The 19,120-nt window shown below is 71.8% G+C and carries 19 protein-coding genes; 8 read left to right on the top strand and 11 right to left on the bottom strand.

The window, feature by feature from the left end; all coding sequences use genetic code 11:
* Window positions 1-117 precede the first annotated feature (117 nt).
* Window positions 118-309: a hypothetical protein gene (locus BM419_RS05815; RefSeq protein ID WP_012322302.1), complete on the top strand. Its 192-nt coding sequence runs from the start codon at window positions 118-120 to the stop codon at window positions 307-309.
* Window positions 310-350: 41 nt separating this feature from the next.
* Here BM419_RS05815 and BM419_RS05810 read toward each other — a convergent pair whose 3' ends face one another.
* From BM419_RS05810 to rpsF, 10 genes are all read right to left on the bottom strand, one after another.
* Window positions 351-1,421 carry a class I SAM-dependent methyltransferase gene (locus BM419_RS05810; RefSeq protein WP_091925402.1) on the bottom strand — a complete coding sequence of 357 codons (1,071 nt, stop codon included), beginning with the start codon at window positions 1,419-1,421 and terminating at the stop codon, window positions 351-353.
* Window positions 1,418-2,320 (bottom strand): prolipoprotein diacylglyceryl transferase, encoded by a 903-nt coding sequence (lgt, locus tag BM419_RS05805; RefSeq protein WP_056531735.1) that lies wholly within the window; start codon window positions 2,318-2,320, stop codon window positions 1,418-1,420. The genes BM419_RS05810 and lgt overlap by 4 nt, the downstream gene beginning before the upstream one ends.
* Window positions 2,321-2,401: 81 nt before the next feature.
* Entirely contained in the window at window positions 2,402-3,316 is a 915-nt protein-coding gene (locus tag BM419_RS05800; RefSeq protein WP_091925399.1) for a VOC family protein, read from the bottom strand.
* Window positions 3,313-4,215 carry an SMP-30/gluconolactonase/LRE family protein gene (locus BM419_RS05795; RefSeq protein WP_091925397.1) on the bottom strand — a complete coding sequence of 301 codons (903 nt, stop codon included), beginning with the start codon at window positions 4,213-4,215 and terminating at the stop codon, window positions 3,313-3,315. Before BM419_RS05795 ends, BM419_RS05800 begins: the two co-directional genes overlap by 4 nt.
* A gap of 10 nt (window positions 4,216-4,225) precedes the next feature.
* On the bottom strand, window positions 4,226-4,675 hold the full coding sequence (locus tag BM419_RS05790) for a cupin domain-containing protein (RefSeq protein ID WP_020090636.1): 450 nt from the start codon (window positions 4,673-4,675) through the stop codon (window positions 4,226-4,228).
* Between the two features lie 226 nt (window positions 4,676-4,901).
* Window positions 4,902-6,389, bottom strand: coding sequence for a replicative DNA helicase (locus tag BM419_RS05785; RefSeq protein ID WP_020090635.1), 1,488 nt, complete (start codon window positions 6,387-6,389; stop codon window positions 4,902-4,904).
* A gap of 312 nt (window positions 6,390-6,701) precedes the next feature.
* A complete protein-coding gene (gene rplI / locus BM419_RS05780) occupies window positions 6,702-7,274 on the bottom strand; it encodes a 50S ribosomal protein L9 (RefSeq protein ID WP_020090634.1) in 573 nt (190 codons plus the stop codon).
* Between the two features lie 41 nt (window positions 7,275-7,315).
* Complete coding sequence (locus tag BM419_RS05775; RefSeq protein ID WP_091925394.1) at window positions 7,316-8,380, bottom strand: DUF2232 domain-containing protein; 1,065 nt, start codon at window positions 8,378-8,380, stop codon at window positions 7,316-7,318.
* A 128-nt stretch (window positions 8,381-8,508) separates the two neighbouring features.
* On the bottom strand, window positions 8,509-8,760 hold the full coding sequence (rpsR, locus tag BM419_RS05770; RefSeq protein WP_007561044.1) for a 30S ribosomal protein S18: 252 nt from the start codon (window positions 8,758-8,760) through the stop codon (window positions 8,509-8,511).
* 3 nt (window positions 8,761-8,763) lie between these two features.
* Window positions 8,764-9,225, bottom strand: a complete 462-nt coding sequence (rpsF, locus tag BM419_RS05765) for a 30S ribosomal protein S6 (RefSeq protein ID WP_020090632.1) — start codon at window positions 9,223-9,225, stop codon at window positions 8,764-8,766.
* 518 nt (window positions 9,226-9,743) lie between these two features.
* Between rpsF and hpnA the strand changes: the two genes are divergently transcribed.
* From hpnA to BM419_RS05735, 6 genes are all read left to right on the top strand, one after another.
* Window positions 9,744-10,772: a hopanoid-associated sugar epimerase gene (gene hpnA / locus BM419_RS05760; RefSeq protein ID WP_091925391.1), complete on the top strand. Its 1,029-nt coding sequence runs from the start codon at window positions 9,744-9,746 to the stop codon at window positions 10,770-10,772.
* Window positions 10,769-11,665 carry a squalene synthase HpnC gene (gene hpnC / locus BM419_RS05755; RefSeq protein WP_091925388.1) on the top strand — a complete coding sequence of 299 codons (897 nt, stop codon included), beginning with the start codon at window positions 10,769-10,771 and terminating at the stop codon, window positions 11,663-11,665. Before hpnA ends, hpnC begins: the two co-directional genes overlap by 4 nt.
* The gene (hpnD, locus tag BM419_RS05750) at window positions 11,662-12,513 is read left to right on the top strand and encodes a presqualene diphosphate synthase HpnD (RefSeq protein ID WP_020090629.1); all 852 of its coding nucleotides are present in this window, start codon (window positions 11,662-11,664) and stop codon (window positions 12,511-12,513) included. Before hpnC ends, hpnD begins: the two co-directional genes overlap by 4 nt.
* Window positions 12,513-13,814 carry a hydroxysqualene dehydroxylase HpnE gene (gene hpnE, locus BM419_RS05745; RefSeq protein WP_091925385.1) on the top strand — a complete coding sequence of 434 codons (1,302 nt, stop codon included), beginning with the start codon at window positions 12,513-12,515 and terminating at the stop codon, window positions 13,812-13,814. The genes hpnD and hpnE overlap by 1 nt, the downstream gene beginning before the upstream one ends.
* A 42-nt stretch (window positions 13,815-13,856) precedes the next feature.
* The gene (gene shc, locus BM419_RS05740; RefSeq protein ID WP_091925383.1) at window positions 13,857-15,854 is read left to right on the top strand and encodes a squalene--hopene cyclase; all 1,998 of its coding nucleotides are present in this window, start codon (window positions 13,857-13,859) and stop codon (window positions 15,852-15,854) included.
* A gap of 233 nt (window positions 15,855-16,087) precedes the next feature.
* Window positions 16,088-16,786 (top strand): phosphorylase, encoded by a 699-nt coding sequence (locus BM419_RS05735; RefSeq protein WP_091925381.1) that lies wholly within the window; start codon window positions 16,088-16,090, stop codon window positions 16,784-16,786.
* Between the two features lie 115 nt (window positions 16,787-16,901).
* Here BM419_RS05735 and BM419_RS05730 read toward each other — a convergent pair whose 3' ends face one another.
* Complete coding sequence (locus tag BM419_RS05730) at window positions 16,902-18,428, bottom strand: Do family serine endopeptidase (RefSeq protein WP_020090625.1); 1,527 nt, start codon at window positions 18,426-18,428, stop codon at window positions 16,902-16,904.
* 326 nt (window positions 18,429-18,754) lie between these two features.
* On the opposite strand from BM419_RS05730, the gene BM419_RS05725 reads away from it, so the two are divergent.
* Window positions 18,755-19,120: a hypothetical protein gene (locus BM419_RS05725; protein WP_091925379.1), complete on the top strand. Its 366-nt coding sequence runs from the start codon at window positions 18,755-18,757 to the stop codon at window positions 19,118-19,120.

Genomic DNA, 19,120 nt, shown 5'->3' with positions numbered 1-19,120 from the left:
TGCCCCTGTCGCGCCCCGATAGCGCAAGGGCGGACCCTTGACGATGTCGTTCAACCGTCAGATTCTTGCTGCATTGCAGTACGGAGCCGATCCGGCCCCGCCTTGAGAAGGATCGCGATGTCACGAGGGATCGAGACCGACGCCCTGCCCGAGACGCCCGAGGCCGAAGAGCCCCGGATTCCGAGCGCGCCTGCCCACCCCGTCACGGGAGAGCCCGCCGCCTTCGACCCGACCGACCTCAACCCGCCCGCGCCGCCGACTCCGCGGCCCGCCAGCCAGACCGATTCCGGCTTCGGCTCCTTCGGCTGAGAGTAGCCGGCCCGTACGGGGCCGCGCATCGTCCCGGCGGCTCAGAGCCCCGGAAATCCCGGGAGCGGCCCGACGGACGGGCCGCTCACCGCCAGCACCTTGAACAGGCTTCCCATCCCGCCCCGGGCCGGATCGGTCAGGCGCGCGGTCGCAGCGTCGATCGCGGCGGCCTGCGCGGGGCTCGCCCGTGCCTTCAGACGCTCGGCACGGGCTCCGAGTCCGAGGGCGGCCAGGAAGTCGCCCTGATCGACGGGGCCGTGGATCGCGGCGCCCTCGGCCCGCGCCGCCTGGGCGAGGGCGGCGAAATCGACATGATGCGTCAGGTCCGCCTCGCCGGGCTCCGCCAGCGGGTCGGCGAAGCGATGTCCCGCCAGCGCCTGGAGGGTGTCGCCGAAGCCCGGACGCACATGGCCGTAATCGATGGCCAGCAGGGCGCCGCCTTCGGAACACAGCCGCCGCGCCAGCGCGCGGATCAGCGCGAGCCCGGCCGCCGGCACGCTCATCAGCGCGCCGTCCGGGCCGTCCGCCGCGAGGCCCGGGACCGGCTCCGGCGACAGGCCGAAAGCGAGGCCGCCCGCCGGATCGAGACCGATCTGCCGCTCGTGCCAGCCCGACGGCCGGCGCTCGAACTGGCGCACCGGCAGGCAGTCGAAGAACTCGTTGGCCAGGATGATCGCCGGCCCCTCGGGCAGCGTCTCGACGCTGTCGTGCCACGCGGCACCGGTCCCGGCGAGGGCGCGCGCCTGCGCGGCCCGCAGCACCGGGCTCGTCTCGACGAGGTGCGGTGCCACGCGCACCCCCGGGAGCGCTGCCCGCAGCGCGCGCAGCGCGTCCGCCATCAGCGTGCCGCGGCCGGGCCCCAGCTCCACCAGGAGGAGCGGATCCGGCGACCCGATCGGGCCGCGGACGTAGGCTGTCCAGGCACCGAGCAGTTCGCCGAACATCTGGCTGATCTCGGGCGCGGTGGTGAAGTCGCCCTGGGCGCCCAGGGGATCGCGGGTGCGGTAGTAGCCGTGGACCGGGTGGCCGAGGCAGAGGGCCATGTAGCGGTCGACGCCGATCGGCCCGTTCTGCCGGATCAGCGCCGCGATCTCGGTTCCGAGGGGGGTCACGCCTCGACGGCCGCCTTGCGGGCGGCCTCGGCGGCCGGCGCTTCCACCGGATGGCGGGGCCGTGTCCGGCCGGTCGCGGCCAGCACGATGTAGGTCAGGCCGACGATCATCATCGGCACGCACAGCAGCATGCCCATGGTCACGCCGCCGCCCATCGGACCGAGATGGTCGCCGAACAGGAAGCCGAGCTGGCGATCCGGCTCGCGGAAGAACTCGCAGACGGTCCGGGCCAGCGCGTAGCCGAGGACGAAGATGCCGCCGAGGAGCCCGGGCTTGCGGAAGCCGAACCGGCGGACGCTGACCGCCATCACGATGAACAGCAGCAGGCCCTCGGTGGCGGCCTCGTAGAGCTGGCTCGGGTGGCGCGGCAGCGGGCCGCCGCTCGGGAACACGATCGCGTAAGGGAAGTCCGGCGCCACGCGGCCCCAGAGCTCGCCGTTCACGAAATTAGCGATCCGGCCGAAGAACAGGCCGATCGGCACCACCACGGCGCCGATATCGAGGAGCGTGTAGGCGTTGAGACCTTTCCCGCGGGCGAACAGCACGAAGGCCAGGATGGCCCCGATGAAGCCGCCGTGGAACGACATGCCGCCGTTGCGGATCGCCAGGATCTCCCACGGATCGGCGATGTACATCGGCAGATTGTAGAACAGCACGTAGCCGATCCGCCCGCCGAGCACGACGCCGAGCGCCACCCAGACGACGAGGTCGTCGATGTCGACGACCTGCGGGCGCTTCACCACGCCCCAGAGGCTGTCGGCCATGACGAGGCGGCGCGCGTAATACCAGCCGCCGATCAGGCCGGCGATGTAGGCGAGCGCGTACCATTTGATCGTGATCGGCCCGATCGCGATCGCCACCGGATCGATGGCCGGAAAGGGCAGGGCGAGGAGCGGCATCTAACTCACCTCCGGGGCGGCCGGATTGGACGCCGGAGGGGCGACGCGTCAAGCCCGGAGCACGCTCGCGGCGCGGAGGCCTCAGCCGCGCACGAACAAGAAGCCGTGTCCGTCCGGGCCGGCGCAGTAGGCCGCCGCGCCGTCGGCGGAGGTCCGCGGCGTTCGCCCGCTCTCGCGCAGGCGCCGCGACAGGGCCCGCGGATCCGCTGCGGTGAACAGGTAGCGGGTGGCGGCCCGGTCGGCGGGCTCGACGACGAGCCGCCGCTCTGTCGCGGGCGTGCGGTAATGCAGGAGCTCCACGTGCGGCGCGGGGTCCGGCGGCGCCAGGGCGATCACGTCGACCTGCGGATCGTCGACGCCGTCGAGGCGCGCCTGCTCCGGCCCGCGGTTCAGGCCGCGCTCCGACACCGCCAGTCCGAGGGGGCCGGTCAGGAAGGCCAGGGTGGCGTCGAGGTCGGTGACGGTGATCGCCGAGTGATCGATCCCCAGGAACAGGCCCGGCGCGTCGCGCCAGCGGGCGGCTGCGGGGCCGTCGGGGAAGAAGATCAGCTCCAGGGGATGCCCGTCGGGGTCGCGGAACTTATAGGCGGTCACGCCCCCCGTGGAGGCCGGCAGGCGCTGCGGCCCGCCACGGCTGATCGGCGTCGGGGCGAGCCGTGCCAGTCGCGCGGCCGCGGCTTCCATGTCGCGGACCGGGATCGCGAGGTGCTGGAAGAACGGGTCGGTCGCCGCGGGATCGGCCGGGTAGGGCGCGCCGGGCGGATCGACCGCCAGGAAGGTCACGGTCTGCCCGCCGAGGCGCATGCGCAGCTGGGTGGCGCGCCGGTCCGCGAGCCCCATCGCCTCCGCCTGCGCGGCGGGAACCGGCTCCGGCGGGGCGGCCCGCGCGAAGCCGAGCCCGTCCCGGTAGAAGGCCTCCGTGACGGCGAGGTCCGCGACCGTGCGGCCGAACCCCGCGAGGGCCCGCACGCCGCCCTCGGGAGCGGTGCCGCTCACAGGAGCGGTGCTCCCCGCACGTTCACGTAGATCGCGTAGAGCGCCTGCGAGGCGCACAGGAACAGGCGGCTATTGTTGCGTCCGCCGAAGGTGAGGTTGGCCACCGTCGCGGGCACGAAAATCTTGCCGACCAGCTCGCCGCCGGGGTCGATGCAGTGGACCCCGTCCCCGGCGCTCGACCAGACATTGCCGTGCTCGTCGCACCGGATGCCGTCGGCGTTACCGGGCGCGATCTTGAAGAGGACCGCGCCGCCCGACAGGCTGCCGTCCTCGGCCACGTCGAAGACGCGCACGTGCTGGAGCGGATCGGTGTCGAACTGCAGCCCGGTCTCGACGATGTAGAGCCTGCGCTCGTCGGGCGAGAAGCAGAGCCCGTTCGGCCCCTGGAAGTCGTCGGCCACCACCCGCAGCGAGCCGTCGCGCGGATCGAAGCGGTAGACGGCGGCGGGCAACTCCGATTCCTGCTTGCCGCCCTCGTAGTCGGTCTGGATGCCGTAGGGCGGGTCCGAGAACCAGATCGTCCCGTCCGACTTGCAGACGATGTCGTTGGGCGAGTTCAGGCGTCGCCCCCGGTAGCGCTCGACCAGGCCGGTGACTCGCCCGTCGAGCTCGGTCCGATGGATGCGCCGGCCGCGGTGCGAGCAGGACAGCATCCGCCCCTGGCGGTCGCGGGCGTGGCCGTTCTCGAAGTCGCTCGCCTCGCGGTAGACGCTCAGGCCGGCGGATTCCGACCAGCGCATCACCCGGTTGTTGGGAAGGTCCGAGAACAGGAGCTCGTCGCGGTCGCCGAACCAGACCGGGCCCTCGGTCCAGCGGAACCCGTCCGCGAGCTTCTGCAGCGGCGCGTTCGGCAGGATGTAGGCCTTGAAGCGCGGCTGCGTGAGTTCGAAGCCGTCCATGGAACCGCCCCTACTTGAAGCGGCCGGGCTGATTGACGGTCGGCTCGACCTGGAGCCCGGTCACGATCATCGTGCAGGGCTCGTCGCCCACCGTGCCGGACAGGTGGCCCTTCCGGCCGTCGCGCGCCTTCGTGTTCTGGTCCTCGCCCATCATCAGCTCGCCCGGGCCCATCTCGACCCGGTGGCCGTCCATCGTCTCGACGAACCAGCGGCCCGACAGGACGGCGATCCATTGCGGCCGCGGATTCTCGTGCCACTCGCCGACCCAGCCGACCGGCAGGACCGTGAAGGTCACGACCGACGGCGCCGGGTCCATCTTGTCGTTCCACTGCGGCGCGGTCTCGGGGTTGATCCCCTCGAACTTGAACCGCTCGAGGTGGAACAGCTCCTGGCGGCTCACACCCTCCGCATCGGTGTAGACGTGCCAGTACGGCATCTTCGGAGGGGTCGGCTCGCTCATCGTCGCTCCTGCCGCGGCGGGACACACCCTCCCACAACGGCCGGGCTTGGCGATGGTTCGCGGCTCCCGACGAAGGCCAGAACGACCGGGACATCGCTCCAAGTCCTGGTCAGCAAAGCTCCTCACCGTCCTTGCGAGCGCAGCGAAGCAATCCAGCCGGCGCCACACTCGGCGATCGCGCGCCGGCCCGGCTCGCCTCGCCGCGCTCGCGATGACGGCGCGACGCTCACATCTGCTCGGGGATCCGGTCCGTCTGCGCGAGGTTCGAGAACCGGGTGATGTTCGCGTCGAACTGCAGCTCCACGGTGCCGGTGGGGCCGTGACGCTGCTTGCCGAGGATCACCTCGGCCTTGCCGTGGACGCGCTGCATCTCGGCTTCCCAGGCGAAGAACTCCTCGGTCCCTTCGCGGGGTTTCTTGTTCCCGACGTAGTACTCCTCGCGGAACACGAACATGACGACGTCGGCGTCCTGCTCGATCGAGCCCGATTCGCGCAGGTCGGCGAGCTGCGGACGCTTGTCGTCGCGGTTCTCCACCTGACGGGAGAGCTGGGACAGGCCGATGATCGGCACCGCCAGCTCCTTGGCGAGCGCCTTCATGCCCGTCGTGATCTCGGTCATCTCCTGCACGCGGTTGTCGCTGCGCTTGCCCGAGCCCGAGAGGAGCTGGAGGTAGTCGACGATCAGCAGGTCGAGGCCCTTCTGGCGCTTCAGGCGCCGGGCCCGGGCGGCGAGCTGGGCGATCGAGATGCCGCCGCTCTGGTCGATGTAGAACGGGATCGTCTGCATGTCCCGGGCCGCGTCGGTGATCTTGTAGAAATCTTCCGGACGGATATCGCCGCGGCGGATCTTGTACGAGGGCACGCCCGACTGCTCGGCGATGATACGGGTGGCGAGCTGCTCGGCTGACATTTCCAGCGAGAAGAAGCCCACGATGCCGCCGTTGACGGTCCGGGTCGTGCCGTCCGGCTGCTTCTCGCCGCGATAGGCCTTGGCGATGTTGAAGGCGATGTTGGTCACCAGCGAGGTCTTGCCCATGGCCGGGCGCCCCGCGAGGATGATCAGATCGGAGGGCTGCAGGCCGCCCATCTTGGCGTCGAGGTCGGACAGACCCGTGGCGATGCCCGAGAGCTTGCCGTCGCGCTGGTAGGCCTTGGCCGCCATGTCGACCGCGGCGGTCAGCGCGTCCGAGAATTTCTGGAAGCCGCCGTCGTAGCGTCCGGCCTCGGCCAGCTCGTAGAGCCGGCGCTCGGTCTCCTCGATCTGGTCCCGGGGCGCCTGCTCCACCGGCGCCTCGTAGGCGCCGTTCACCAGATCCTCGCCGATGGTGATCAGCCGGCGACGGATGGCGAGGTCGTAGATCGTGCGGCCGTACTCGCCGGCGTTGATCACCGTCGTCGCGTCGGCGGCGAGGCGCGCGAGGTACTGCATCACCGTCTGGCCGCCGAAATCGGCGTCGCCCAGATAGGTCTTCATGGTGATGGGCGTGGCGAGCTTGCCGGCCTTGATCAGGGAGGCCGCCACCGTGAAGATCTGCTGGTGGGCATCCTCCATGAAGTGCTCGGCCAGCAGGAAGTCCGACACCCGATAATAGGCGTCGTTGTTCACCAGGATCGCGCCCAGCAGCGCCTGCTCCGCGTCGATGTTGTGCGGGGCGACGCGGTACTCGGCCTGGACCGCTTCGAGCTTGGCCGTGAGCGCATTGGGCAAGGCCATCGGCGGACGACTCCGTATCAGGCGCCGCGGCGGGCGCGCCAGGATCACACCGCACGACCTTGGCGCCGGTATGGTTACCGAAGCCTAGCCGACGGCCGGTTCTCCCGGGCCGGGGCGCGGAAAAGCGGACGCCCGCCGACTCTCGCGAGGGGCGGGCGTCCATGCTGGAACAAAACTGGAACGTGTCAAGTCTCGGGGACCATCATCCCCAGTGTTCACCGGTATACACGGCGGGGTCGGCCTCGCGGCTCGGCCACGCCGCCGCAGGCCCGACCGGCCGGTTGGCCGGCCGGTCGAGCCTGCAACCGGGGATCAGCCGCGGTCGTCGGCGCCCTCGCCGGCATCGGCCAGCGCCTGACCGACCTCGAGGCCGAGGTCGTCGAGGTTGAACGCCTCGCGCTCGGTCACCGACTCGCCGCGGGCCTGACGCTCGGCCTCCTCGGGGCTGCGGGCGACGTTGACGGTGATCTCCACCTCGACCTCGGGGTGCAGCACCACCGGGACCGTGTGAAGGCCCAGCGTCTTGATCGGCTGGTTCAGGGTGAACTGACCGCGATCGACCGTGAAGCCCTCCTTCGCGACGACCTCGGCGAGGTCGCGGGTCGAGACCGAGCCGTACAGAACGCCGGTCTCGCCGGACTGACGGATGAGGACGAAGCTCTGGCCGTTCAGCTTCTCGGCGACGACCTCGGCGTCCTTCTTGCGGTCGAGGTTGCGAGCCTCGAGCTGGGCGCGCTGGGCCTCGAAGTGCTTCTTGTTGGCTTCCGTCGCGCGCAGGGCCTTGCCGCGGGCGAGCAGGAAGTTGCGGGCGAAGCCCGGACGGACATTCACGGTCTCGCCCATCTGGCCAAGCTTGGCCACGCGCTCGAGCAGGATCACTTCCATGGTCTTTCTCCTTCAGGTGTTCGGCCACGCGGGCCGGGGTCTCACGGCGCCGGATCGCCCTTGGGGCGTCGGCGGTCGAGGGCTGTGTCGGCGAGGCCGAACAGGGTCAGGGCGACCAGGGCGATGCCCTGGGTCACGAACAGGATCAGGTACATGCCGAACAGCATGAGCCCGCGCCCCGGCCGGCCGCGGGAGCGGTCGTGGAAGGCGGCGAGCCCCTGGAGGGCGAAGGCGGCGCTGAACGCGCCGAGCAGCGCGACCCCGAACACGCCGACATAGCCGGGCGCGAAGCACATCCCGACGGCCGCCGCGACCGCCACGAGCGTGCTGCGCGGCATGGCGGTCGAGGGGATGTCGGGCCAGGGCCGCGGCAGGCGGCCGGAGATCTTCACGATCCGGGCCGACGCCCAGAGGTAGAAGGCCAGCAGCAGGGCGAGGCCGTTCGCCGCGAAGGCGGGCACGACGCGGGCGAGGGCGTCCGCCACCTCGGCCCGCGTGACGTCCGCCGGGTCGGCGTCGGCCTGCGGGGCCGGACCGGGCGTCGCCGCCCCGTCCTTGCCGGCCGCCTCGCTGCCGGTCGAGGGCGCGTCGGCGCGCGGGGCATCTGCGCGCTGGGCCTCGGCGCGCGGGGTCTCGGGGGACGGGCGGGCGGAGGGCAGCCGCGTCTGGACCAGGGTCTGGGCGAGCCCGCGCAGCTGCGCGTCGAAGGCGGCGTGGTTCGGCGACGACAGGACCGCGATGGCGATGAAGGCGAGGGCGGCCGTGGCGGCGATCCAGCCGAGCAGGCGGCCGGTCGGGTACCATTCGAGGCCGGCGGGCGTCTCGCGCCCGAGGAGCGCGAGGTAGGCGAGCCACCAGGCGGGCAGGGCGATGTAGGCCGCGAAGGCTAGTCCCAGGAAGGGCGCGATCACCAGGACCAGCGCGAGGCTGCCGGCGGCGGCCGCGGCGAGCGCGGCCTTGTGGCTCCAGCCCAGGCCGACGATCAGGATCGGAAGCGGCGCCACGAGGTAGAGCAGGATCGCGAGCGGCGTCGCCTTCAGCAGCACCCCGAACAGGAGTGCGGAGACGAGGCCCGCGCCGATACCGATGCCGATGTGCTGTGCCATGAATTCCGCTGTCCCGCTGCCGGTACGGCAGGGTTAGAGGCGGCTACGCGCCCCAACGATCGGGCGGCGCGAGCCGCCCTCTGGGAGGGCCGGCCCGGGCAGATGCCGGGCCGGCGGGTTCTGATGGCCTACTTGATCACGTAGGGCAGCAGGCCGAGGAAGCGGGCGCGCTTGATCGCCTGGGCGAGTTCGCGCTGCTTCTTGGCCGAGACCGCGGTGATCCGCGACGGCACGATCTTGCCGCGCTCGGACACGTAGCGGGACAGGAGCTTGACGTCCTTGTAGTCGATCTTCGGCGCGTTCGCGCCGGAGAACGGGCAGGTCTTGCGACGACGGAAGAAGGGACGGCGTCCGCCGCCCGCACCAGCACCGAATGCCATGGGTTAGCCCTCCCCGCCGAAGCTGCGCTCGCCGCGGTCACCGCGATCGCCGCGGTCACCACGGTCGCCGCCGAAGCCGCCACCGCCGAAGCCCTCGTCATCGCGACGACGGCCGCGCTCGCGATCCTTGCGGTCGTCGCGGTCGCGCTTCTGCATCATGGCGGACGGCTCGGAATCGAGCTCCTCGACCCGGATGGTCATGAAGCGCAGCACGTCCTCGGAGATCTGCATCTGGCGCTCCATCTCGGCGATGGCGGCCGGCGGGGCGTCGATGTTGAGGAGGGCGAAGTGCGCCTTGCGGTTCTTCTTGATCCGGTAGGCGAGGGACTTCACGCCCCACATCTCGATCTTCTCGAGACGGCCACCGTTCTGCTCGATCACACCCTTGTAGGTGTCGATCATCGTCTCGACCTGCTGGGACGTCACGTCCTGGCGGGCCAAGAGCACATGCTCGTAGAGAGGCATTGTCGGGCCTTTCATCGTCAAAAGGAGCCCGGCCGCCGGAAGGCGGCTGATTCGGGCCGGTTCATCTCGCGCTACGCTCGGCGCCAAGCCCTTCGAGCCGATTTTCAGGCCCGAGCGGTTGATCGAAGGCGGAGACACCGGACGACGGGATCTGGGAGAGCCCTGTGCCGCGAGCGGCACCGTCCGTTCAGCCCCCGGCCGGAGCGAACGCGAGGGGCGGCGCATAGTCGGTTTTTCGCGACCTGGCAAGGTCGTGGCAAGGTCGCGGCGTGGGTCGCGGCGTAGGTCGCGGGCCCGAACTGCCCGCGGCCGCGGGGATCGGGCCGCGCGTCCCGTGCCGGGCCCTGCCGGGACGGCCCCGCCTGTTGTGCGTAACACGCCCACGGGCGCGTGCCGCGCCGCGGCGCGACCCTGTCCGGCACCGCTCAAGCTTGCCGCTCGGGCGGTTCGATGACACAAGCGCGGCGCGGCTGGGGATCCCCGGCCGCACTGGTTTTCGGTAATCCTCCAGATCCGCGATGGCAGAGGCCCCAGCTTCCGGCCCGTCCGAGGTCGGTCCCGTGCTGATCACCGGCGCGAGCGGCTTCCTCGGCTCAGCCCTGGTCGACGTGTTCCGCCGGGCCGGCTTCCCGGTGCGCATCCTCGTGCGCGCGTCGAGCCCCCGCCGCAACCTCACCTGGACCGACGTCGAGATCGCCGAGGGCGACATGCGCGACCCGGCCGCCGTGGCGGCGGCGATGCGCGGCCAGCGCTACCTGATCCACGCCGCGGCCGATTACCGGCTCTGGGCGCCGGACATGGAGGAGATCGTCCGCACCAACCGCGACGGCACGCGCCTGATGATGCGCGCGGCGCTCGAGGCCGGCGTGGAGCGTGTCGTCTACACGTCGAGCGTCGCGACGATCAAACCGCCGGCCGACGGCGTCACGCCCTCCGACGAGACCATGCCGCTGACGCCCGAGACCGCGATCGGCGCCTACAAGCGCAGCAAGGTCGTGGCCGAGCGGGTGGTCGAGGAGATGGTCGCCCGGGACGGCCTGCGGGCGGTGATCGTCAACCCGTCGACGCCGATCGGTCCCCGCGACGTCAAGCCGACGCCGACCGGCCGGATCATCCAGGAGGCGGCGCTCGGCAAGATGCCGGCCTTCGTCGATACCGGGCTCAACCTCGCCCACGTGGACGACGTGGCCCAGGGGCACCTCCTGGCGCTGCGCAGGGGCCGCATCGGCGAGCGCTACATCCTCGGCGGCGAGGACGTGTTCCTCTCGCAGATGCTCGCCGACATCGCCGGCATGGTCGGGCGCAAGCCGCCGACCGTGAATCTGCCCCGGGCCGCCGTCTACCCGGTGGCGTTCTTCGCGCAGCTCGCCGCGCGGGTCACCGGCAGGCAGCCCTTCGCGACGATCGACGGGATCCGCATGTCGCGCTACCGGATGTTCTTCTCGGACAGGAAGGCGCGCGCCGAACTCGGCTACACGGCCCGGCCGTACCGCGAGGGCCTGTCGGACGCGATCACGTGGTTCCGGGAGGCGGGCTACCTCGCATGAGCACCCTCGATTCCGCCACCGCGACGCGCTCCGGCAAGGGGCACCGCGACGAGAACTTCCCCGTCGCCTCGCACCTGATCCATCCCCGCCACCGGGGCGCGATCCTGGCGTTCTACAACTTCGTCCGCGCCGGCGACGACGTGGCCGATCACGCCGCCCTGTCGCCCGAGCGCAAGATCGAGCTGCTCGATCGCCTCGCCGACGCGCTCACCGGCGCCGGGCCGTCCGATCCCGAGGCCGAGCCGCTGAAGCGCGAGCTCGCGGCCCGCGGCCTGCCGCCCCGGCACGCCCTGGAACTCCTCGACGCGTTCCGCATGGACGCGCGCAAGAACCGCTACGCGGACTGGGACGGGCTGATCCACTACTGCCGCTACTCGGCGATGCCGGTGGGCCGCTACGTCCTCGACGTGCACGGCGAAGACCCGGCCCGGGTCTACCGGGCGTCCGACGCCATCTGCGCGGCGCTCCAGGTGATCAACCACCTCCAGGATTGCGGCAAGGACTTCGCGGCGCTCGACCGGGTCTACCTCCCGCAGGATTGCCTCGACCGCCACGGCGCCACCGTGGCGATGCTCGGCGAGGCCGAGGCGCCGCCGCAGCTCCGGGCCGCGATCCGCGAGCTGGCGCAGCGCTGCCTCGACCTCCTCGACGAGGGCGCGGTCCTGCCGGACCTGATCGACGACCTGCGCCTGTCGCTGGAGATCGCCGCCATCCACCGGCTCGCCGTCGTGCTGAGCCGGGGCCTGCTGGAGCGCGACCCGCTCTCGGAGAAAGTCCATCACGGCAAGGCCGCCTTCGCGCTGACGGCGCTGGGCGGCGTCGCCGCCACCCTGGCGCGCCGGCCCTTCCGCGGCCGGACCGTCCGGGCCGCGGCTCAGGGAATCCGCTCGTGACCGCCACCGCCACGCCCGCCCAGGACCACGCGAGCGCCGCCCCGGCGCTGCCCGCCGCCGGCTCCTCCTTCTACACGGCGATGCGCCTGCTGCCGAAGGAGCGGCGGGAGGCGATGTACGCCGTCTACGCCTTCTGCCGCGCCGTCGACGACGTCGCCGACGACGGCGGCACCCGGGCCGTCCGGCAGGTCGAGCTCGACCGCTGGCGGGCCGATATCGACGCGCTCTACGCCGGCCGCCCGGCCCCGCGGGTGCGCGACCTCGTGGAGCCCGTGCGCCGATTCGGCCTGAAGCGCGAGGATTTCCAGGCGGTCATCGACGGCATGGCGATGGACGCCGTCGAGGACATCGTCGCCCCCGACGCCGAGACCCTCGACCTCTACTGCGACCGGGTCGCCAGCGCGGTCGGCCGGCTGTCGGTGCGGATCTTCGGCATGCCGGAGGCGGACGGCATCCGGCTGGCGTGGCACCAGGGCCGCGCGCTCCAGCTCACCAACATCCTGCGCGACATCGACGAGGATGCCGAGCGCGGCCGCCTCTACCTGCCGCGCGAGAAGCTCCGGGCGATCGGCCTCACCGACCCGACGCCGGCAGAGGCGATCGGCCACCCCCGCATCGGCGAGGTCTGCATCTCCCTCGCCCGCGAGGCCGAGGACCATTACCAGGCGACCTGGGAGATCATCCGGCGCAGCCCCCGCAAGGCGACCAAGGCCGCCCGGCTGATGGCCGCCGCCTATCACCTCTACCTCAAGGCGGTCCTCGCGCGCGGCTGGGCGATGCCCCGCGCCCGGGTGAAGCCCGGCAAACTCGCGCTGCTGGGCGTCGTCGTCCGGCACGGCCTGATCTGATGGGCACCGTCCACGTCGTCGGCGCCGGCCTCGCCGGCCTCGCCGCTTCCGTCGCGCTCGCCGAATCCGGCGCCCGGGTGGTCCTGCACGAGGCCGCCAAGCAGGCCGGCGGCCGCTGCCGCTCGTACTACGACCCGGCCCTCGGCCTGACCATCGACAACGGCAACCACCTGCTGCTGTCCGGCAACGCCGATTCCCTCGGGTTCCTCCGGACGATCGGCGCGCCGGCCGACGCCCTGGTGGGGCCGGACGTGGCGGAGTTCGACTTCGCCGACCTGAAGACCGGCGAGCGCTGGCGGCTTCGGCCCAACGCCGGGCGGCTGCCCTGGTGGGTCATGAGCCCGGCCCGCCGCGTCCCCGGCACCCGGGCGCGGGACTACCTCGCGCCCCTCGGGATCCTGCGCGCGGCCTCCGGCAAGGCGGAGGGCGCGGGCGGCACGATCGGCGCCCACATGGCCTGCGAGGGCACGCTCTACCGGCGCCTCTGGCACCCGGTGCTGCTCGCGGCCCTCAACACCGAGCCCCGCGACAGCGACGTCGGGCTGGCGGCGCGGATCCTGCGCGAGACCCTGGGGGCGGGCGGCAAGGCCTGCCGCCCGCTCGTGGCCGTCGAAGGGCTGTCCTACGCCTTCGTGGATCCGGCGATCCGCTACCTCACGAGCCGCGGCTGCGAGATCCGCCTCGGCCGGCGCCTGCGCGGCCTCGACCTCGCGGACGGCCGCGTCGGGCAGCTCGTGTTCTCGGACGGTGCCGAGACCCTCGGTCCGGAGGACGGCGTCGTGCTGGCGCTGCCGCCGTGGGTCGCCCGGGAGGTGTTGCCCGGTCTCCTCGCACCGGTGGAATTCCGCTCTATCGTGAACGCGCATTTCGCGCTGGTGCCGAAGCCCGGCAGCCCGCTCGTCCTCGGCGTGGTCAACAGCCTCACGGAGTGGCTTTTCGCCTATCCCGACCGGTATTCGGTCACGATCAGCGGTGCCGACCGGCTCCTCGACCTGCCCCGCGAAGACCTCGCGCGGCAGATCTGGGCCGAGATCGCACAGTTGTGCAACCTTGCACCCGACCTGCCCAGCTGGCAGATCGTAAAGGAGAAGCGTGCGACCTTCGCGGCGACGCCGGCGGAAGCCGCGCGGCGCCCGAAGGCCGAAACCGCCTACGACAATCTCGTCCTGGCAGGCGATTGGACCGCCACCGGCCTGCCGTCGACGATCGAGGGAGCGATCCGCTCTGGTCAGACGGCCGCACGTTCCTTGCGTGCGGGATCTGCCGCGCGTGCTGGAACCCAGGTGCGCGGCGCAGCTTGAGGCATGGCGTCCGCCGCGAGGCGGTCGTTCGAGGCGAGGACTATGAGAGAGGCCGTTAGCAAAGTCGAGGCGCTGCAGCGCTCGAAGACTCAAGGGATCTCGCTCGAGGACGTCGAGCGCGGCGTGGCGCAGGCGACGCGCGCGCTGACCGCCCTGGCGCACGACGACGGGCACATCTGCTTCGAGCTCGAGGCGGATGCCACGATCCCGTCCGAGTACATCCTGTTTCACCATTTCCGCGGCACGCGGGTCCCCGGGGACCTCGAGGCCAAGATCGGCAACTACCTCCGCCGCACCCAGGGGCGGCACGGCGGATGGGCCCTCGTCCACGAGGGGCCGTTCGACATGAGCTGCACGGTCAAGGCGTATTTCGCCCTCAAGATGATCGGCGACGACATCGAGGCGCCGCACATGCGCCGGGCGCGCGAGGGCATCCTGTCCCGCGGCGGCGCGGCCAACGCCAACGTGTTCACCCGCTTCATGCTGGCCCTCTACGGCGAGGTGCCGTGGCGCGCCGTGCCGGTGATGCCCGTCGAGGTGATGTTCCTGCCGAAGTGGTTCCCGTTCCACCTCGACAAGATCAGCTACTGGGCCCGCACCACCGTGGTGCCGCTGTTCGTGCTGCAGGCGACCAAGCCCCGGGCGCGCAATCCCCGCGGCATCAGCGTGCAGGAGCTGTTCGTCACCCCGCCGGAGAGCGTCCGCTCCTGGCCGGGCTCGCCCCACGCCACGTGGCCCTGGACCCCGATCTTCGGCTTCATCGACCGGGTGCTGCAGCGGGTCGAGAACCACCTGCCGCGCAAGAGCCGGCAGCGCGCCATGGAGATGGCGCGCGCCTGGGTGAGCGAGCGCCTCAACGGCGAGGACGGCCTGGGCGCCATCTTCCCCGCCATGGTCAACTCGGTGCTGATGTATGAGGTGATGGGCTACCGGCCCGATCACCCGCAGGTCCGCGTCGCCTGCGACGCCATCGAGAAGCTCGTCGTCGAGAAGGCCGACGAGGCCTACGTCCAGCCCTGCGTCTCGCCGGTCTGGGACACGGCGCTCGCGAGCCACGCGCTGCTCGAGGCCGGCGGCCCCGAGGCCGAGGCCCAGGCCCGCGCCGGTCTGGACTGGCTGAAGCCTCGGCAGGTGCTCGACATCGTCGGCGACTGGGCGGCGCGCAAGCCGAAGGTCCGGCCGGGCGGCTGGGCCTTCCAGTACGCCAACGCGCATTATCCCGACCTCGACGACACCGCCGTGGTGGTGATGGCGATGGACCGGGCCATGCACCAGCACGGCCTCGTCGCCGGCATGCCGGACTACAAGGCCTCGATCGCCCGCGCCCGGGAATGGGTCGAGGGGCTGCAATCCGAGGACGGTGGCTGGGCGGCGTTCGACGCCGACAACAACCACATGTACCTCAACCACATCCCGTTCTCGGATCACGGCGCGCTGCTCGACCCGCCGACCGCGGACGTGACCGCGCGCGTGGTCGGGATGCTGTCCCAGCTCGGCGAGACCCGGGAGACCTCCCGCGCCCTCGACCGCGGCGTGAACTACCTCCTGAACGATCAGGAGGAGGACGGCTCGTGGTACGGCCGCTGGGGCATGAACTTCATCTACGGCACGTGGTCGGTGCTCTGCGCCCTCAACGCCGCCGGGGTCGACTCCGCCGATCCGCGCATCCAGAAGGCCGTGTCCTGGCTGATCCGGATCCAGAACCCGGATGGCGGCTGGGGCGAGGACGCCTCCTCGTACAAGATCGACCCGGCCTTCGAGCCCGGCTCGTCCACCGCCTCGCAGACCGCCTGGGCGCTCCTCGCCCTGATGGCGGCCGGCGCGGTCGACGACCCGGCCGTGACCCGGGGCATCAACTTCCTGACCCGCACGCAGGGCGCGGACGGGTTCTGGAAGGAGGAGCGCTACACTGCCACGGGCTTCCCGCGGGTCTTCTACCTGCGGTACCATGGTTACCCGAAGTTCTTCCCGCTCTGGGCGATGGCTCGCTTCCGCAACCTCAAGCGTGGCAACAGCCGGCGCGTCCAGTTCGGCATGTGACGTCCGCCGACGTCCTGGGGCCGGCCCGACGGGCCGGCTCCGCTCCGCCGGATCGCGGCGCGCTCGACCGTCCCGACAGCCGATCCGCGAGCCCCGGTACGAGACACGTGGCCTCCTCAGACAGCGATCCCGCGGGACCGGACGCACCGCCCCCCGCGCCGGATCCGGCCCGGACCCCGCCTCGGCGCTCGCGCCTTCTTGCGGACCTCGCCGGACTCGTCCACGAGCGCGCCATGATCGATCCCGCCGCACCCGTCCTGGCCGTCACCGGCCTCGCCCGCGAGCGCCGCATGGCGGCGGGGGAGGGGGTCGAGGCCGTGGGAGCCGGCGGCAACCCCCACCGTCTCCGCCAGCTCCTGGAGGCCCGCGGCCAGCCCGGCTGCCGGGCGGTTGTCAGCTTCGGCATCGCGGGCGGCCTCGATCCCTCGCTCCGGCCCGGCGACGTCGTGGTGGGCACCGGCGTGGTGAGCGAGGAGGGGCGGCGCGCCGCCGATCTCGACCTGTCGGCCACGCTGCTCAATATCCTGTCCGGCGTCGGGCCGCGGGTGATCCCGGCGGATCTGGCGGGCGTCGACACGGCGGTGCTCGCGGTCGACGGCAAGACGGACCTGCGGACCACCACCGGCGCCGCGGCCGTCGACATGGAATCGCACGTGGCCGCGTCCTTCGCGGGCCGGCACGGCCTGCCTTTCGCGGCCGTGCGGGTGATCTGCGACCCGGCCGACCAGGCCCTGCCGGCCTTCGCGGCCTCGGCCCTCACGCCGGACGGCGAGCCCGACATCGCCGCGGTGTTCTTCGCCTTCGCGCGCGGCCGGGCACGCCTGGGAGACCTCATGCGCCTCGCCCGGGACTCGAACGCCGCCTTCGCGGCGCTGGGACGGTGCCGGACGCGGCTCGGGCCGGGACTGGGCATACCGGTCCCGGGTCGCTGACACCCGCGAACGCGGTCAGGCGAGCCACGAAAAAGCGCCGGCCTGTGCGGCCGGCGCGAGTCGGAGGTCACCACGAGACGGCGCGGGGCGGACCCCGCGCCGGGAGAAACCGGCCTCAGCCGGCCTTCTTGTTGAGCGAGACCGCCACGAACCGGGTCTGGCCCTTGCCGCTCTTCACCCGCATCAGCACGGCCTTGCGCCCGCTCGACTCGGCCGCCCGGATCTGCGTCGCCACGTCCGACGGACGGGCCACGCTCTGGCCGCCGACGTCGAGGATCACGTCGCCCGCCTCGATACCCTTGGCTGCCGCCGGGCCGTCGGGATCGACCTGGACCACCGCGACGCCCTGATCCGACAGGCCGACATCGCCGGCCGGGGCGAGCTGCAGGCCGAGCCGCGGCTGGCCGTTGCCCGAGTCGTCGTCGCGGCTCGCCATCTTGGTGCCGTCGGTCGGCATCGTGCCCAGCGTCACCGTGGCGGTGTCGGTCTTGCCGCCGCGCAGGTAGCTCAGCTCGACCTTGGCGCCCGGCTTCAGGCCGGCGATCTTGCGCGACAGCTCGCGGGCGCTGTCCACCGTGTCGCCGTTGACCTTCTCGATCACGTCGCCCGCCTTCAGGCCGGCCTTGGCCGCCGGGGTGCCGTTCTCGGCGTGGTCGACGAGGGCGCCCTTGGCCTTGTCGAGGCCCAGGCCCTCGGCGATGTCCTGCGTCACGGGCTGGATCTGGACGCCCAGGTAGCCGCGGGCGACCTTGCCGTCGGTCCGGAGCTGGTCGACCACCGCCTGAACGGTCTCGGCGGGGATCGCGAAGGCGAGGCCGACGCTGCCGCCCGACGGGGACGCGATGGCGGTGTTCATGCCGACCACCTCGCCGTTGACGTTGAAGGTCGGGCCGCCCGAGTTGCCCTTGTTGATGGGCGCGTCGATCTGCAGGAAGTCGTCGTAGGGACCGGCGCCGATGTCGCGGCCGCGGGCCGAGACGATGCCGGCGGTCACGGTTCCGCCGAGGCCGAACGGGTTACCGATCGCCACCACCCAGTCGCCGACCTGCGGCGCGGCCTTTCCGAACTGGACGTACGGGAAGTTCGAGCCCTCGGTGATCTTCAGCAGGGCGACGTCCGTCTTGGAATCCTTGCCGATGACCTTGGCGTCGAGAGTGCGCCCGTCGTCCAGCGTCACCTGCACGGTCTTGGCATGGTCGACCACGTGGTTGTTGGTGACCACGTAGCCGTCGGCCGAGATGATGAAGCCGGAGCCGACAGCGCCGCGCGGGCCCTGATGCTGGGGCTGCATCCCGCCGGGGCCGTTCTGGCCGAAGCGCTTGAAGAACTCGCGCAGCTGCGGCGGCACGTTCTGGAGGTTGCGCCCCTGGCTCGGTCCGTCGTCGTCGTCGCTGCTCGCCGAGTCGTCGAGCTTCACCTTCACCGAGACGACGCCCGGCTTCACCTTGTTGACGATACCGGCGAACGAGCCCGGCGGGTGCTCGGGGGCCTCGATCGGCGACTTGGGCAGCGCCTGCGCGTAGGCCGGGGTCGCGGCCGGCAGATAACCGCTGCCGATGGCACCGCCGGCGATCAGCGCGGCGGCCGCCACGGAGGCGAGGGCGCGGCGCGAGGTGCGGCCAGTGGGACGGGTCTCGGTCATGGGGGGTCTCAACCTCTCGGGACTGATCGGGACGACGCCGGCGGTCGCGGCCATCGATGGGATCTGTCTAAGGGGCGGCGCCTGACCCGGGCGTGGCGATCAAATTACCGTTTGGACAGGTAGCCGAGCGCTCGCGGAGCCCCAGCGCGATCGCGGCGCGTGACCGAGACCGGAGGCCCGACGTCGCGGCGCTGGCCGAGCCGGATCCGGGCTCGTGCCGCCCAGCACCGCAGTTTCCGGGAGTCGATCTTAAATACCGCTCAGTTCGGCGGGCCGGCGCAATCTCGGTGCCGCCAGATCCGAGTGTGTAGGCAGAGGAATTGACAATGAAGGTGCTGTTGGCGGCCGCCATGTTCTTCGGATCGACTGTCGGCGCGCTGGCGGTCGAGTCGTGCGCGGATTACCGTGATTACTTCGACGCGAAGCCCGCCGTCGCAAGTCGCGCGCTGCGCAGCGTTTCCGAGAGAACGTACAGCGTCGATACGCGCCGCCCCGGAGATGAGCGCGTTGCGAAATCGGCGGCCAACTTCCGGCCCGGCTACTGGAACCAGTCGGGCGGCTACGTTCCACCGGACTATTCCCTGCATCCGCGGGGCGCGTCGCAGGACGGCTTCTGGACCCCGAACGACGCGTCCGCCGCCAGTTGGGGCGGGCCGCGGGCGTTCACCGGAACCCTCGGCACCCGACGCTGA

Origin of the sequence: Methylobacterium sp. yr668 (genome assembly GCF_900116245.1) — a bacterium.
In the GTDB taxonomy this organism is placed as follows: Bacteria; Pseudomonadota; Alphaproteobacteria; order Rhizobiales; family Beijerinckiaceae; genus Methylobacterium.
This window is presented reverse-complemented; position numbering and strand designations above follow the sequence as displayed.